13 protein-coding genes are annotated in these 15746 nt (G+C 55.5%); 5 read left to right on the forward strand and 8 right to left on the reverse strand.

Annotated elements, in window-relative coordinates; genetic code table 11:
- The first annotated feature begins 80 nt into the window (after window positions 1-80).
- The gene (locus WKI47_RS20720) at window positions 81-2453 is read left to right on the forward strand and encodes a glycoside hydrolase family 3 N-terminal domain-containing protein (protein WP_340229089.1); all 2373 of its coding nucleotides are present in this window, start codon (window positions 81-83) and stop codon (window positions 2451-2453) included.
- Window positions 2454-2928: 475 nt separating this feature from the next.
- On the opposite strand, the gene WKI47_RS20725 is transcribed toward WKI47_RS20720, so the two are convergent.
- Both WKI47_RS20725 and WKI47_RS20730 read right to left on the reverse strand, forming a co-directional pair.
- Window positions 2929-3729 carry an SDR family NAD(P)-dependent oxidoreductase gene (locus WKI47_RS20725; protein WP_340229090.1) on the reverse strand — a complete coding sequence of 267 codons (801 nt, stop codon included), beginning with the start codon at window positions 3727-3729 and terminating at the stop codon, window positions 2929-2931.
- A 103-nt stretch (window positions 3730-3832) separates the two neighbouring features.
- The gene (locus tag WKI47_RS20730) at window positions 3833-5170 is read right to left on the reverse strand and encodes an MFS transporter (RefSeq protein ID WP_340229091.1); all 1338 of its coding nucleotides are present in this window, start codon (window positions 5168-5170) and stop codon (window positions 3833-3835) included.
- Window positions 5171-5512: 342 nt separating this feature from the next.
- Here WKI47_RS20730 and WKI47_RS20735 point away from each other — a divergent pair, with 342 nt between their 5' ends.
- The 4 genes from WKI47_RS20735 (at window position 5513) to WKI47_RS20750 (ending at window position 11009) form a co-directional block, all read left to right on the forward strand.
- Window positions 5513-7291 (forward strand): ABC transporter ATP-binding protein, encoded by a 1779-nt coding sequence (locus WKI47_RS20735; RefSeq protein ID WP_340229092.1) that lies wholly within the window; start codon window positions 5513-5515, stop codon window positions 7289-7291.
- Window positions 7284-9137: an ABC transporter ATP-binding protein gene (locus tag WKI47_RS20740; RefSeq protein WP_340229093.1), complete on the forward strand. Its 1854-nt coding sequence runs from the start codon at window positions 7284-7286 to the stop codon at window positions 9135-9137. The genes WKI47_RS20735 and WKI47_RS20740 overlap by 8 nt, the downstream gene beginning before the upstream one ends.
- Before the next feature lie 203 nt (window positions 9138-9340).
- Window positions 9341-10561 carry a M20 family metallopeptidase gene (locus tag WKI47_RS20745; RefSeq protein WP_340229094.1) on the forward strand — a complete coding sequence of 407 codons (1221 nt, stop codon included), beginning with the start codon at window positions 9341-9343 and terminating at the stop codon, window positions 10559-10561.
- Between the two features lie 187 nt (window positions 10562-10748).
- Window positions 10749-11009 (forward strand): hypothetical protein, encoded by a 261-nt coding sequence (locus WKI47_RS20750; RefSeq protein WP_340229095.1) that lies wholly within the window; start codon window positions 10749-10751, stop codon window positions 11007-11009.
- Window positions 11010-11092: 83 nt separating this feature from the next.
- Here the strand turns inward: WKI47_RS20750 and WKI47_RS20755 are convergent, their stop codons facing one another.
- From WKI47_RS20755 to WKI47_RS20780, 6 genes are all read right to left on the reverse strand, one after another.
- Window positions 11093-11425: a type II toxin-antitoxin system HicB family antitoxin gene (locus tag WKI47_RS20755; RefSeq protein ID WP_340229096.1), complete on the reverse strand. Its 333-nt coding sequence runs from the start codon at window positions 11423-11425 to the stop codon at window positions 11093-11095.
- 17 nt (window positions 11426-11442) lie between these two features.
- Complete coding sequence (locus WKI47_RS20760) at window positions 11443-11712, reverse strand: type II toxin-antitoxin system HicA family toxin (RefSeq protein WP_340229097.1); 270 nt, start codon at window positions 11710-11712, stop codon at window positions 11443-11445.
- Between the two features lie 420 nt (window positions 11713-12132).
- Window positions 12133-12786, reverse strand: coding sequence for a GNAT family protein (locus WKI47_RS20765; RefSeq protein WP_340229098.1), 654 nt, complete (start codon window positions 12784-12786; stop codon window positions 12133-12135).
- On the reverse strand, window positions 12783-13253 hold the full coding sequence (locus WKI47_RS20770) for a pyridoxamine 5'-phosphate oxidase family protein (RefSeq protein ID WP_340229099.1): 471 nt from the start codon (window positions 13251-13253) through the stop codon (window positions 12783-12785). Before WKI47_RS20770 ends, WKI47_RS20765 begins: the two co-directional genes overlap by 4 nt.
- A 765-nt stretch (window positions 13254-14018) precedes the next feature.
- Window positions 14019-14492, reverse strand: a complete 474-nt coding sequence (gene infC, locus WKI47_RS20775) for a translation initiation factor IF-3 (RefSeq protein WP_340229100.1) — start codon at window positions 14490-14492, stop codon at window positions 14019-14021.
- Window positions 14493-14524: 32 nt separating this feature from the next.
- Window positions 14525-15580 carry a LacI family DNA-binding transcriptional regulator gene (locus tag WKI47_RS20780; protein WP_340229101.1) on the reverse strand — a complete coding sequence of 352 codons (1056 nt, stop codon included), beginning with the start codon at window positions 15578-15580 and terminating at the stop codon, window positions 14525-14527.
- Window positions 15581-15746 lie beyond the last annotated feature (166 nt).

A 15746-nucleotide genomic window follows, 5' to 3' on the forward strand; every position in this document is an offset into this window, starting at 1 on the left:
TTTATATAATGAATTTGTCGAAATAAAGCGGTTACATAAATAAGGTTTTCGTGCCATACATCCAAAGGGGGCTATCCAATATGACCTACAAAGACGCAGCTCGACCGACGCAAGAACGCGTAAACGATCTGCTAAAAGAGATGACACTGGAAGAAAAAGTCGCTCAGCTGACCTCGGCGCGCACCGGCAGCATGATCTCCGACGTGCAAAATTTCGTGTTTTCGGCAGAGCTTACGAGCGAAAAAGTACCGCACGGCTGCGGGTACATCAGCCGGATCGGCGGCGCGACGGATTTGCTCCCGGCGGAAATGGCGCGCGCGATGAACACGATCCAACGGCATTTCGTGGAAAAAACGCGGCTCGGCATCCCGGTGCTGTTCATGACCGAAGCGACGTCCGGCGTGCTGAGTCGGAACCATACCCTTTTCCCGCAAAATATCGGCGCGGGTGCCATGTTCGACGAGGAACCGGTACGCCGGATGGCCGACGCCATGCGCCGCGAGATGCTCGCGACCGGAGAACGCTGGGCACTCGGCCCGGTCGTCGACGTGATCCGCGATCACCGCTACGGCCGTTACGAAGAATCGTTCGGCGAAGACGCGTATCTGGTCAGCCAGTACGGCACGGCCTACGTTCAAGGGCTGCAATCCGACGATCTGACGCAAGGCATTATCGCGACGCTCAAGCATTTCGTGGCGCAGGGCATCAGCGACGGCGGGCGCAACTGCGGACCGGTACATGTGACGGATCGCGAGCTGCTCGACGAATACGCCGTGCCGTTCGAAGCGGCGATCCGGGACGCGGGCGCGCTGTCGGTCATGGCGGCGTATCACGAGATCGACCAGGTGCCGGTGCACGCGTCTGCGTATGTTTTGCGGGATCTGCTGCAAGAGCGCCTCGGTTTCAAAGGGCTGACCGTCTCCGACGGCAACGGCATCCAGTTGATCCAGTCGTTCCAGGAATATTGCGAGACACAGGAAGAGGCCGTGAAGCTGGCGCTGGAAGCGGGCATCGAATGCGAGCTGGACTTCATGTTCGAGAAATATTTGCAGGGCTTGGTGGAAAAAGGCGATGTCGCGCTTGAACTCGTCGATTCCGCTGTGCGCAAAGTGCTGGATCTCAAATTCCGCCTCGGCCTGTTCGACAACCCGTACGTAGACGAAGCCGCTACCGAGTCTTCGGTCTGCACGCCGGATATGGTGGAGCTGTCGAAAGAAATGGCGCTGCGCACGATGACCTTGCTCAAGAACGAAGATGACCTCCTGCCGCTTGATCCTTCCGTGAAAAAAGTCGCCGTGATCGGCCCGCTGGCCCATGTGAAAGAATTCGGCTACAGCGATTATTCCTACCCGGCGCATATCGAAGATATGTACTACCATTCCGAAGGGCTGACCGAGGAAGAAGTATTGGCGCGGACGCTCTTTTTCAAAAAGAAAGATACCCGCTACGAGGATTTGTACCATCAGGATATGCCAACCGTCTATGAGGCTTTGAAAAGCGCGCTGCCGAATGCCGAAGTGGTGTATGAAGCTGGTATCAAAGACACGACCGACTACAACGGCGAAGCCGACTTTTACCGGATCGAAGAAGCGGTATCGGCGGCGAAAGATGCCGACGTCATCATCGCGGTGTGCGGCGACACGAGCGGCATGGGACGGGAGAACGACAGCGGCGAATCGACGGACCGCGTGGAGATCTGTTTGTCGCACGAGCAGAAAAAGCTGCTGCGCGCGTTAAAAGAAACCGGCCGCCCCGTCGTGCTTGTATTGTGCAACGCCCGTCCGCTGGAGCTGCTTGAGGAAAGCCGGTCGATGAACGCGATCCTCGAAGCATGGAAGCCGGGGATGCGCGGAGCCGACGCGATCGCGGAAACGTTGACGGGCGCGTACAATCCGGGCGGCAAACTGTCCGTCACGCTGCCGAAAGCGCTCGGCCAACTCCCGGTACATTACTCGCAGCTTGCGACCGGACACAAGCAATTTTGGCGCGGCAAATATCTGGAGATGGATCTGGCGCCGCTGTATCCGTTCGGCTACGGGTTGAGCTACACGACGTTCGAAGCGGAAAACGTTAGCTTTGAGCAGACGGAGAGCGGAATCCGGGTGAAGGCGGACGTGGTGAACATGGGCGAACGCGCAGGCGATCAGGTCGTGCAGGTCTATGTCCGGAAAAAGTACGCCAGCGTGCTGCAACCGGAGCGCGAGCTGAAAGGGTACAAACGCATAAGCATTCCGTCCGGCGGCCGGGTAACGCTGGCGTTCGAGATCTCGTTCGACTCGATCGGCTACCACGACCGCGATCTGAAGCTGGTGCTGGAAAACGTCCAGCTTGACGTCATGCTCGGCTTCTCGTCGCAGGATATCCAAGCGGAGAAGTCGTTCCGATTGGCGTTCGAGGGCGGGAAACGGGAAATCGGGCGGCGGGTGTTCGGAAATAAGGTTTGGGTGAAATAGCGAAACTCGGCGCAGGCGAAAAAGCCGCTTATCTTTGACGATAAGCGGCTTCGTGCGGTTTAAATAGATGCGGATATGCACTTATTTTTGCTCGAATCCGTCTTTTTAGAGAAATAAGTGCGAATATGCAATTAAAGGCTCTATATTTCTTCCTATTGCTCTTGATTTGGGCGAATAATTGCATCTGGGCACTTATTTTCTAAAATGCTTCGTTCAAGCGAGAAATAGTTGCACAATAGCACTTATTTTGAAAAAAGGAGTATCGATCATTCTCATTGCTTATTATCTGTGATTAGTATCTTGTCTCGAATTTGTGACTAGTATCTTGTCTCGAATTAATGTAGGGTTACGCTTTCCTGAAACATACTAGAACCATGCACGTTTCAGGAAAGCGCAAACCCCGGATTAAAGCAAGACAAGCTACTAGTTACCTGTGATTCGGTGCTTGTCTATCGTCTCTATCATCTGTCCGTCGTCATCCTACGAACAACGACTCCGCCCCGTCGATATGCACGACCGCGCCGCTCACGTGATCCGCTTCGTCCGACAGCAAGAACAGCACCAGATTCGCGACTTGCTCCGGCGTGCCGCTGCCTTCGGGCAAGGGGACGGTGCCTTCCGGGAATTCGACGGGTTTCGTGTTCATATTCTCCACTTCGGGTTCCTGCTCGCCGGTATCCGAGATATTCGTTTCGATCGTGCCCGGCGCGACGATATTGACCCGGATATTGGACGGCGCCAGCTCGAACGCGGCCATTTGGCCGAGTGCGGCGATCGACGCTTTGGACGTGCTATATGCCGAGAAGCCTTTTTGCGAAAAAACGCGCGTGCCGCTGAGGGAACTGGTGAGCACGATGCTGCCTTTGCCGTTTTTTTTCAGGTAAGGGATTGCGTATTTGACACTGGTGAACGTGCCTTTGACGTTGTTCGTCAGCGTTTTGTCCCAATCGTCGTCCGCGATGGATTCGATCGGGCCGACGACGCCGAGGATGCCCGCGTTGGCGAACAGCGTATCGATCTTGCCGTATTCGGACGCTACTTGCTCCAGCGCGTCGCGGTACTGCGCAGGCTCGGAAATATCGACCGTTAACGCCAACGCTTGCCCGCCTGCCGCTTGGATCTCGCTTCGCACTTGGTCTACCGTGTCTCCGTACAGGTCGATCAGGGCGACTTTCGATCCTTCTTCGGCCAGCCGAAGCGCGGCGGCGCGCCCGATACCGGAACCTGCTCCGGTGACGACCGAGACTTTACCGTTCATTCTGAGGGAACTGGGCATGATGGAGTGCTCCTTTTCAGGGAATGGTTGACAATCCTTCTCGGCTACTTTTACCCTGCACGCAAAGCTTCAATCAGCCGACACCGCCGCTGCACGGAAATATTCAACCGTTGCCGCGCGCCCGGTTGCGGAGCACCGCGTAAGCCGCGGCAGTCAAAGCGATATTGACCGTCCCGACGATCCAATACGGCAATTGCAGCGCGGAGACCCGGCTCAGTCCCAGCGACTCCTGGCCGAGCGAGACGATCAGGCCGCCGAGCAGCGCGCCGACCGTGCCTATCCCGAGCGACAAAAAGCGGAACACGCCGCCGACCCGCCCGAGCAGACGATCCGGCACGGTACGCTGAAGAATCGAGGAGCGCACGACATTGTAGGTCACGATAAAAAAGGCGGCGGAGAAATAGCAAATCCCTACGATGTAAGGACTTTGCGTCAAGCCGGCGATGCCGTAAAAAATACCCAGCGCGAGCAGCGACAACAGCATGATCGTGGACGCTTCCGCGCGTTTGCGCCAGCGCGCCACGGCCTGGCTGCCGATTACGCTGCCCACGGTCGCGATCGCGAGCAGAACGCCGAAGCCGATCGAGTCCAAGCCCAAAACGTCCTGCACGAAAAACACCTGCGTCGTTACCATGCCCGAAAAAGTCAGCGTCACGAGCACCGACATGACGGCGAGCAGCCGCAGCAGGGAGTCGCCGCGAATATGCGCGAAGCCGATCGACATTTCGCGGAACCAGCTTGCGCGGGCGGGCGCTGCGGGCTCCGGCGTCGACGCGTCCGTGTTCGGCGCTGCGGCGTCCGGCGCCGTTCCCGTTTCGGCTTCCGGCCGGAAAGCGCCGCGCAGCGTCAACAGAATCAACAGCGCGATCACGGCCGTCGCCGAATCGAGCGCGAACGGAATGACCAGGCCGACGGTCACGATCAGGCCGCCGAACGAAGCGCCGAGAATATCGCTCGTAATCAACTGGCCCGCCGTGAACTGGCCGTTCGCTTTTTCCAGCCGGTCGGGGTGCACGATGCGCGGGATCAACGTTTGCACGGTGCTGTCGAACGCGACGCGGCTGACGCCGATCACGAACATGAACAGCATCAGCAAGGGGATGCTAACGGCTTCCAGCGCGACGCAAGCCGTCAGCGCGATCAAAGCGACGGCGCGCAGCAAGCTGGACAGCACGACGATGCTTTTGCGCGAATGCCGGTCGATCAGCACGCCGATCGGCAAGCTGAACAACAGCCAGGGCAGACGCATGGCGGTCGTGACGAGCGAAGCCTGAAACGCGTCGCGGGTAATGTCGGAGAGCAACCACGGCACAGCCGTAAGCGTCAAGCCGTCGCCGAGAAACGTCAGCGTCACGGCGGTGAACAGCTTTTTGTAATTAGCATTGTTTCCCAAACGGGTGTGGTCAGGAAGCGTTTCTTTCGTCAAAGCGTTTCGACTCATATGCGAATCTTCTCCTTTATGTAAAAGACTTGGTTGTATGTTAGGGCGTGTCTTCAAACCTACCAACGTGCATCTTTTGCCGAGGTTTGAAGACATGCCCTAACGCAGTCCCTTCAAAATTTCGGTTTTCCGAACATCAGATCGTTAGATCGAAGTCGTGAAGGGTAAATAAGTTTTAACATATCCTTTATATGGACGCACAGCTTTGTAAAAAGGTTAACGTTTGTCAGGTCGGCGTAAACCATTTTTCGCTATAATGGAAAAGTCGATTTGTTTCGCTCGGATGTCGGTTCGTCGGTTTGTTTATTTGCCACTACTGTCGTAGGGTTCGGAGGAATGATTATGTCGCTTGTCTTTTCCTTTTTAAAGAAGTACCGTACCGCATCCTTGCTCGCTCTTTTGATGATGGTGATCGAGCTGACGGTGGAACTGGCGCAGCCGTACTTGATCTCGAAAATCATCGACGACGGGATTGCGAATTCGGATCTAAACGTCGTATGGATGTGGGGAGGCTTGCTGCTTGTCGGTACCCTGTTCGCATTCGGTGCCGGTATCGCAAGTTCGTTCTTCGCTTCTTATGCCAGCCAGGGCTTTGCCAGCGATTTGCGCGAGACGCTGTACGATAAAGTGCAATCGTTTTCGTATTCGGTGTTCAGCAAATTCGCCACATCTTCGTTGATTACGCGCATGACCGGCGATATCACGATGCTGCAAGACACCATTTTCATGAGCTTGCGCTTTATGACCCGCGTCCCGCTCGTGGTGATCGGAAGCGTCGTGATGGCGATGGTCGTCAATATCAAGCTCGGCGTGCTGCTGGCGTTGACTGTGCCGCTGTTGCTTGTGTTCGTACTGTGGATCATGCGCCGCGCGGGCGCGATGTTCAAAAACGTGCAAAGACGTCTGGACAAAGTCAACGGCGTGATTCAGGAAAACCTGACGGGTATCCGCCTGATTCGCGTATTCGTCCGCATGAAGCACGAAAATGGCCGCTTCGCCGCTTCCAGCGGCAAATTGATGAAAAACACGGTCGCGGCGCTCCGGCTGACGGAGACGACCATGCCGTTCATCATGCTTGTCATGAACGCTTCGATCATCGCCGTATTGTGGTTCGGCCGCGCGGATATCGCGTCCGGCAGCGCCACCGTCGGCGAAGTGGTCGCGGTCGCCAATTATGCGCTGCGCACGATCGGCGCGTTGTCCGCCTTTTCCTGGATCGCCGTGACCTTCTCCCGCGCCGGAGCTTCCGCGCAGCGGGTGAAGGAAGTGCTCGATACGGAGAACGGGGAATTCGCGCAAACGAACGTTTACGGACATCAAAGCGGCGTTTCCGCCGCCGCGTTCGCCGAGTCGCAGGATTCCGGTGCGGAGCCGGTCGAAGGCACGGTGCGGTTCGAGAACGTGTCGTTCAAATATCCAACCAGCGATATCAAAGTTCTGGAAGAGATTTCGTTCGAGATCGGCGCGGGCAAGCGGGTGGCGATCATGGGTGCGACAGGATCGGGCAAATCTTCGCTCGTCCAGTTGATTCCGCATCTCTATGACTGGGACAAAGGCGAAATCACGATCGATGGACGCAGCATCGACCAGTGGGACACCGAGCATCTGCGCCGCAGTATCGGTTACGTGCCGCAGGAAGTGCTGCTGTTTACCGGATCGATTCGCGAAAATATCGCTTGGGGACGCGAGGATGCCACGTTCGAAGAGATCGAGGAAGCCGCGAAGATCGCCCAGATTCACGAAACGGTGGAAAAGCTGCCGAACGGTTACGATACACAGCTAGGCCAGCGCGGCGTCAATCTGTCGGGCGGTCAAAAGCAGCGTTTGTCGATTGCCCGCGCATTGGTCCGTCGCCCGGCGATCCTGATTCTCGACGACAGCACGAGCGCGCTCGATCTAGCGACGGAAAGCCGTCTGCTGGGCGCGCTGGAAGATATCTCGTGCACCACGTTCCTGATTACGCAAAAGATCAGCTCCACCCAGGCGGCCGATCTGATCCTGCTGCTGGACGAAGGCCGACTGATCGCGGGCGGCACGCACCAGGAATTGATGCGGACGTCGGAGCTGTACCGCCATATTTACGAATCCCAATTCGAACAGGGGGAAGCGCTGCATGCCTAATGGATGGACCGAAGCTTTCCGCCAGCCGAGGCCCCCGGTCATCGCTGATCCGTCGAAAGCCAGCGGAGAATATAAGAAGAAAAAACGGGCCAAAAACGTCTCGGGTACGCTGGGACGAATCTGGAAGTATCTGGCGCAGCGCAAGCTGAAGCTCGGACTCGTGTTGTTCATGGTGTTAATCAGTTCTGCGCTGTCGCTGCTCGGCCCTTATATGATCGGGGTCGCGGTCGACGATTACTTAAGCGGCGGCGGGGCGTTCTGGGGACTGGGCTGGGTGTGGTTTCTGGTCGTGCTCGGCGTCGTGTATCTGCTCGGGCCGATCACGATGTTTTTGCAAAGTATATGGATGATCGAAATCGCGCAAGAAACCGTCTACCGGATGAGAGTCGATCTGTTTTCCCATCTGCACAAGCTTCCGATCCCGTTTTTCGGCAAACGCCAGCAAGGCGAGCTGATGAGCCGGGTGACGAACGATATCGAGAATGTCAGCGCTACGCTTAACAGCTCGGCGATTCAGATTTTTTCCAGCGTATTGATCCTGTTCGGGACGCTCGGCGTCATGCTCAGTCTCAGCCCGCTGCTGACACTGCTCACGTTTATCGTGGTGCCGCTGATGGCGGTCGGGATGCGCTGGATCACCCGCCGTACCGGCCCGCTGTTCAAAGAACGCCAAAGCAATCTGGGCGATCTGAACGGTTATATCGAAGAAACGCTGTCGGGACAACGCATCATCAAAGCTTTTTCCCAAGAAGATCGGGTTAAAAAGGAATTCGGTGTTCGCAACGAACGTATCCGCTTGTCCGGCTTCTGGGCGCAGACCATTTCCGGCATGATCCCGAAACTGATGAACAGCCTGAACAACCTCAGCTTCGCGCTCGTGGCGGGGATCGGCGGCATTTTGGCAATCAACGGCCAAGTGACGATCGGCGTCATTATCGTGTTCGTCGAATACGCGCGCCAATTCACCCGTCCGCTCAATGATCTGGCGAACCAGTGGAATACGCTGCTGTCGGCGATCGCCGGCGCGGAGCGGGTATTCGAGATCATGGACGAAGAAGTGGAAAACAAAGACGAAGGCAAAGCGGCGAAGCTGGACAAGATCGAAGGCTCAGTCAAATTCGACAGCGTTTCGTTCGGCTACGACGAAGGGCGCAATACGCTGTCGGACATCTCGTTTGAAGCCAAACCGGGCGAAACGATCGCGCTCGTCGGTCCGACAGGAGCAGGCAAAACGACGCTGATCCAACTGCTGTCCCGTTTCTACGATGCCAGCGGCGGCAAGATCACGATCGACGGCCGCGAGATCGGCAGCATCCAACGCGAAAACCTGCGGTCGCATATGGCGTTCGTGCTGCAAGAAACGTTTCTGTTCGAAGGCACGATCCGCGAGAATATCCGTTACGGCCGGCTGGACGCCACCGACGAAGAGATCGAGGAAGCCGCGAAGCTTGCGAACGCGCACTCGTTTATCGCCCGTTTGCAAGACGGGTACGACAAAATGTTGAATAACGGCGGCAGCGGCATCAGCCAGGGGCAAAAGCAATTGCTCGCGATCGCGCGCGCCATGCTGGCCGACCCCGCGATTCTCGTGCTCGACGAAGCGACCAGCAGCATCGACACGGTGACGGAGATCAAGATTCAGCAAGGTCTTCAACGCCTGATGAAAGGCCGCACCAGTTTCGTGATCGCCCACCGTCTCAACACGATCCGGCAAGCCGATCAGATTCTGGTTTTGAAAGACGGCGGCTTGCTGGAACACGGTTCGCATGACGAACTGCTGAAGCAAGGCGGCTTTTACAGCGGGCTGTACCACGGGCAAGGGATCGAAGGCGAAGCGGGAGATTAAGCGGAGTCGCGGTAATCGTTCGTTTCGAAAAACAAAAAATCGCAACCATGCAGGCTTCGCTTTCAGGCGGGGCTTTTTTTATCGGGAAAAATCAGACTTGCTTATCAAAACTTTTTTGCGCCGTTTCCTAGATTCTATAATCCTGCATCGGCTTCCTCATGCTTATAATGGAACGAATAGCGTACAAGAGGAGATGAAGCGGCATGACGGCAGGAGAGATCGGAAGAGTCGGCGAAGCGCCGGAGACGGGGATCGAGGCAACGGAAGGATCGACAGAACGCGCCGCGAACGGATGGGATTGGGCGCAGGCCGAACAAAAAATATTGGAATTGACCGAACGGCTGGTCAATATCGACAGCGGGACTTTCGATAAAGCAGGCGCGGATAGGGTCGGCGGCGTACTGGCGGACGAATACCGGAAGCTGGGCTTTAAGGTGGATGTGCAGCCGCGCGAAGAACGGGGCGACAATCTGCTGATCACGCACCCGTACGGCAAAGAAGCGGATATTTTGATCGTCGCGCATATGGATACCGTTTTTCCGAAAGGCACGGTAGCGGCAAGGCCTTTTTCGCGGGACAAACAGCGGGCGTACGGTCCGGGCGTTATGGATATGAAAGGGAGTCAGGCGATTACGCTATATGCGCTAAAATATTTGATCTCGACGGGCAGCGAAGAATATCGGCGGGTACGCCTTGTGTTGAACACGGACGAAGAAGTCGGCTCGGTGCATTCCCGGGAACTGATCGAGCAACAGGCGCGTCTTAGCCGTTATGCGCTGATCGTGGAACCGAGCGACGATCAAGGCACGCTGGTCACGGGACGGCGCGGCGGCGGCAAATACGATCTGCATATCCGCGGCGTCGCGGCCCATTCGGGCGCGGAACCGGAAAAAGGGCGCAGCGCCATCGCCGATCTGGCGCACAAGATCGTCAAGCTGCATGCGCTGACGGACGCGTCTTCCGGCGTGCACGTGAACGTGGGCATTATCGAAGGCGGGACGTCGGGCAATACGATCGCGCCGGGCGCTTTCGCCAAGATTGATCTGCGGATGGAAACGGCGGATCAGGCGCAGCATTACGACCGCCTGATCCGGGAGATCGCGGCGACGCCGGACGTCGAAGGCACGAGCGCGGAACTGGTCGGCGGCATCACGCGTCCGCCGACGATTCCGAGCGAAGGTTCGGACCGGCTGCTTTCGATCGTGATCGAAGAAGCGGCCAAACTCGGCGAGACGATCGGCAGCAAACACGTCGGTTCCGGTTCGGACGGCAACCTCACGTCCGCGCTCGGCATCCCGACGATCGACGGTCTGGGTCCGCGCGGCGGCAACGCGCACAGCGCGGACGAATATTTGGTGATCGGCACGCTGGTGCCGAGAACGAAGCTGTTGGCGGCATTGATCAAGCGGCTGGGCAAAGAATAACATTCAACAAGCGAGCGACCAACAGCGAACGATCCAAAGCGAAAGACCCAAAGCGGCGACCGAAGAGCGGTTGCTACTTTTCGGCTGTTTGACCGGAAAACGATGCGTCCCGCGCCGGTTTGTCGCTCGTCTCCGTCAGATCGACTATAATGGAGACATTCGCAACAGACGGAGGAGGACAATCGACTTGCTCGTATGGATCATGTTGGCGTTGATGCTGATTTCCGCGGCAATCATCGCGTTTCGTTTCGTTCGCTTCGGAGCGGAATACCATCTGACCGAAAACGCGGCTATGGCGATCATCGTCAGCGTCGCGGCTTCGATCGTTGCCGAGCCGGAAACGTGGTTGAGTTGGGTGCGTTACGTCTACATCGCGTTAAGCGCGGCGTATATCGTGTACGGAGCGTACGGGAAATACAAAGGCGGTACGGACGGATACGGACAGTAAAAGTGGAATAGATCCGGGAAAAGAAAAACAGGGAACGCTCGTTTACGCGAGCGTTCCCTGTTTTTAAATGAAGTCTGAATTTTTTAAGTCTGCAATGTTCGGCTACGAATTTCTGCTTCTGCATCTTCCGAGATGCGTTCGGCAATCCAGGAATTGATACTTTTTCCGGCAATGCGAGCGGCAGTAGCTACGGAGCGATGCTGTTCAGGGGCTAATCGCAATAATAGCTTTCCGGAGAAAGGTTTGTTCGGCTCTTCGCCTTCTTCCTCGCAAAACTCCAAATAATCGTCCACGGAATCACGAAAAGCTTTTTCCAGTTCATCCGCGGAAGAAGCTTGAAAGGTTACGGTATCCCGAATATTAACGATTTCGCCGTGCAAGATTCGAGCCTCATTATCAAATTCCGCATGACCCAAATATCCTTTATACTCCATCATGGCGCAAAACCTGCCTCTCTCAAAAACATTCTTACCGACTTTACGGCACCTTTATCGGTCTCCTTTTCCGGATGAGGCCGATGAAAAACCGCTTTTGAATCATTTAGCTTCACGCGGACGCACGAACCTCTTCCTTCGGAAATTTGTCCGCCTAGAGCTTTGAATAACGCTTCAATGTCATTCCACTCAATATTGGATTGCACAGGATCTTTGAAAATGGCTTGTAGAGTCTTAAAATGTTTGTTGCTTAGCTCCAGTAGTATCACTTCTTGATATCATTATAAAGCATAGATTCCAATTACCTCTATACGCTCGTCTTTTTCTACGTATCCTACCGGCAATTGCCCATTCTGCGAATTGTCGGCATATCCGCATTTCTTCCAAAGGATCGGTTGCGGCTGTCGGCTCGTCAAGACTAATGAATTTTTGGGTTCGGCATATTCGAGGATGAGTTTTTTACATGGTTATCGGTCATAGTAAAGTTCATTCGACGTAAGTAAAAGCAGGATTGGGAGCTTGAATCGAGAGGCAACGTACAGGGGGTTAAATAATCTATACACGCATATGTACGGAATTCAAATTTCACAAAGGATGCTCCTTCGGACAGAATGCAAGCTGGCTGATCCGAAGGAGTGTAACATGAGAATATCGGAACTTAAGTAAATCCTTTTATAACCTTTTAATTTTCAACGTCCGTATTCGCTACGCAAGATCGCATACGCCGCCAGGTCCACATAGCGGCCTTTCTCGAACTCGTGCTGGCGCAGCAGTCCTTCGCGGACGAAGCCGAGCTTGTCCATCAGGCGGATCGAAGCGGCGTTGTCCGGGTCGACGCGAGCTTCGATCTTGTTGGCGGCCAGCGGGCCGAAGCCGAAGTGCAGCACGGCGCGAATCGCTTCCGGCATCAAGCCTTTGCCCCAATGTTCGCGCGCCAGATCGTAGCCGATCTCCATCCGGTTATGCTCGCGTTCGAGACCGAGAAAACCGCATGTGCCGACGAAAGCGCCGGTGTCGCGTTCTTCAATCATCCAGCGAATCCCTGTTTGTTCGCGGAAAATGCGGGCGTGCCAGCCCATTTCGTCGTCCGCTTCTTCGACGGATTCGAACGGGTCGAGCGGCAGATAACGCATGACTTCTTCGTCGGCATACAGCGCGAACAGCCCGTCCCGGTCTTCGGCTTTGGCTTCGCGCAAAATCAGGCGAGGCGTGTCCAGCCGCGGAAATACGGAAAAATCGAACAGTTCGTTCGCGGAAAGTCCGGAGTCCGGGGAATGAATGTCCTCCGCGTTTGTCGTTGTAGCCGCGTTGTCCGCAAGCAAATTAGGATCGGTCGATTTCATCTTTTCAATTCCTCCAATGTTTCTTCCCACCGGGCCACAACGGCCTGCGGATCGTTCAATTCAATCGAAATTCCGCTCGTGATCGTCGCGTATTTGGCGGTATCGGCACGGGTTTCGAGCACTTGCGCGACAAATCGGGCGCGGGGATGCTTGGCGTGTTCAAGCTCGGGCAACGCTTCGGCTTGCAGCCGCACGGTGTAGGAGACGCCGCCGTATACGACGCCGAGCAGCGCTTTGCCGTCGCGGAGCAGATTGCCGCTTGTATTCGTGCCGAGCCACAGCGCGATGCGCAGCTTGTCGCGGGATTCCGCGATCACTTCGCCCGCGCTGACCATCGCCTGATGCGGATAGCCGGCTTCGTCGACGGTGTGCAGCGTCATGGCGATCTGCGTTTTGTCGCGCAGGTGCGTACCGTCGAGCAGCGCATACAACTCGTCGTCCAGCACGGAATATAGATGATCTGTCATAGGAATCACGTCCTTCTGTCAAAAATCGAAAACGGGGAATAGCCGAGCATGTAATTTCCGGATTCGGGCAAAAAGTCAAACACAAGCCATAAGCGATAAAAGATAAGCCACAAAGGATAAACGCAAACCATAAGCAAAAAGTAATGAACGTACATAATAAGCAGTACGCCATTGCGTCGAGAGCTGCATGCTTGGTTTGCGGAGTACGTGATTGTGTCTGGAGTCTTACCGAGTACCGAGTGCCGAGTGCCGAGTATCGAGTATCGAGTACCGAGTACCGAGTACCGAGTGCCGAGTACCGAGTGCCGAGTATCGAGCGACGAGTCGCGCGGTTCGATGCGTGTCTGCATTTAGTTGCGTATAAGCACTTAATTTGCTCGGATTTCCGCTTTTCGATCCAATAAGTGCGGATATGCACTTAATTCGCTCTCAATACGCCAAATAATCCGTTTTCCGTCGGAATAATTGCATTTGAGCACTTAATTCGAAAAATGAAGCGAAATGATACGAAATAATTGCATATTTGCACTTATTTATTTGTCTTGAAGCGTTCACGTATAGTTGCGGATTTAACGCTATCTCTAACGCTATCTCTCCGGCATACTTTTATGCTTCCAAGCAGCCCAATCAGATGTCTTTTTCGGAGAACTCGCTTCTTATCACGCTTCATTGACTTCACCGCGACATTCCGCTTCGCACCCCGCCTCGGCCCGCTCTGTCTGAGGCTTCGATCCCGCTCTGCTTAACGCTCCGATCTGCTTCGCTTCACGCCGGATCGACCTGCACCGTCACCTGTTTGCCGCTGACTTGAATCCCCGTTTTTTTCGTGCCGCTTGCTTTCAGATCCCGCAGCAGTTCCTCCAGCAATTCCTTGCCTTTGGCGCCTTCTTTGCCGGACACCTTGACCACGAATTGAACGGAGTCGCCGCCATCGAGAATGCGCTGCGCCTGGTTCTTTTTCGTGTCGTAGTCATGCTCTTCGATATTCGCAGTCAGCCGGATTTCTTTGATCTTCGCCGGGCGTGCCGCTTTTTTCTCCTGCTGCTTCGCTTCTTTGGCTTTGCCGGAAGAAATCAGCGTGCAGGGAGGCGGGCTCGAGTAGAGTGAGGTGCAAACGAGGTCCACGCCCAGTTCTTTTGCCAGTTTCAGCGCCTCGCTTGTCGGCATGACGCCGAGCACTTCGCCGTTCACGCCGGTCACATCGACTTCGGCGGCTTTGATTTTTTCGTTTTTAATCATGAAGATACGCTCCTTTTTCGTAAAAAGATTGCTTAAGCCTGACGCCCCATCCGGCCGCCCTGCGTCGATTCGCGCGCGATCGGCTTCGTGTACACATGCGTCACCTGATACGGCTGCCGCGGATTGCGGATTCGCGACAACAGCATGTCTCCGGCTTTGACGCCCATATCGCTGCTGTAAATATGCACCGTCGTCAGATGCGGCTCCACGATGCGCGATTCGGACGAGTCGTCGAAGCCGCAGACGCGGATATCGCCGGGAATCGACAGCCCGATATTTTTGAGCGCCCGCATCAGGCGGACGGCGATAAAGTCGTTGGCGCACACGAACGCTTGCGGCAAGCGTTCGATACTGCCCAGTCTGCGCTCCATCCAATCGGTCTCGAAAATAAAAAAGCGGTCTTCGTCGAGAACGGATTGTTCGCGCGAAAGGCTCAGACCGGCGTCGGTCAACGCGCGCCCGCAACCGATCCAGCGTTCGCGGAAACTTTTGCAATGGTTATAGTCGCCTACGAATCCGATTTCGTTCAAGCCGTCGGCGAGCAGGTCGCGCGTCATCGCGTAGGTGCTGTGTTCGTTTTCCATCAATAAAATATCGGCGCCGAAATCCGGATAGAACGCGTCGGCCGCGCAGTCGATAAAAATGACCGGGATGCCGAGTTCCGTCAGCAAGCGGCTGTAAGCGGGATCGAATAGCTCGATGCAGACGATGCCGTCCACGCCCGCAGCGTCGAAATTGACCGGAAGCGCCTGTTCGCCCCGTTCGTCGTCGCGCACGATATGGATCGAGAGATTATAGCCTTCCGTGCTGATCCGCCGTTCGAGCCCGCTGATCAACTGGGAACCGAAATGCGACGTGTTCGGCATATTGGTCGTCAGCAGCGCGATATTGCCCGTTTTTTTGGGGAGCAGGCCGTCGGTTTCCAGATAGGCGAATTGTTTGTATTTCAGCTCGATCGCTTTTTTGATGACGCGGGCGCGCGTTTCCTCGGGAATGCCTTCCGTATCGTTCAACGCTTTGGAAGCGGTATTGCGGGAAATGCCGAGCGCGTCCGCGATCTGTTGAATCGTTACTTTTTCTTTGGCCATAGGATGCGGTCCACCTTTTTCGGTTCGGTTGAGTGTAGACCTGTTCGGCCGAAAAGCGGCGCGAAGATAAGGCTTACATCACACTCTTAAAATGTATCGCAAGCGGAAGCAAATAGCAATCTCGTTTTTACATTTGTAAAGTAATACAAAAGTTAATTGGTTGCAT

The sequence above is a fragment of the Saccharibacillus sacchari genome (assembly GCF_037722395.1).
Lineage (GTDB): Bacteria > Bacillota > Bacilli > Paenibacillales > Paenibacillaceae > Saccharibacillus > Saccharibacillus sacchari_A.

Coding starts and splice junctions, on each gene's coding strand:
- WKI47_RS20720 (WP_340229089.1), top strand. CDS start 81: ATGACCTACAAAGACGCAGCTCGACCGACGCAAGAACGCGTAAACGAT.
- WKI47_RS20725 (WP_340229090.1), bottom strand. CDS start 3,729: ATGCCCAGTTCCCTCAGAATGAACGGTAAAGTCTCGGTCGTCACCGGA.
- WKI47_RS20730 (WP_340229091.1), bottom strand. CDS start 5,170: ATGAGTCGAAACGCTTTGACGAAAGAAACGCTTCCTGACCACACCCGT.
- WKI47_RS20735 (WP_340229092.1), top strand. CDS start 5,513: ATGTCGCTTGTCTTTTCCTTTTTAAAGAAGTACCGTACCGCATCCTTG.
- WKI47_RS20740 (WP_340229093.1), top strand. CDS start 7,284: ATGCCTAATGGATGGACCGAAGCTTTCCGCCAGCCGAGGCCCCCGGTC.
- WKI47_RS20745 (WP_340229094.1), top strand. CDS start 9,341: ATGACGGCAGGAGAGATCGGAAGAGTCGGCGAAGCGCCGGAGACGGGG.
- WKI47_RS20765 (WP_340229098.1), bottom strand. CDS start 12,786: ATGAAATCGACCGATCCTAATTTGCTTGCGGACAACGCGGCTACAACG.
- WKI47_RS20770 (WP_340229099.1), bottom strand. CDS start 13,253: ATGACAGATCATCTATATTCCGTGCTGGACGACGAGTTGTATGCGCTG.
- infC (WP_340229100.1), bottom strand. CDS start 14,492: ATGATTAAAAACGAAAAAATCAAAGCCGCCGAAGTCGATGTGACCGGC.
- WKI47_RS20780 (WP_340229101.1), bottom strand. CDS start 15,580: ATGGCCAAAGAAAAAGTAACGATTCAACAGATCGCGGACGCGCTCGGC.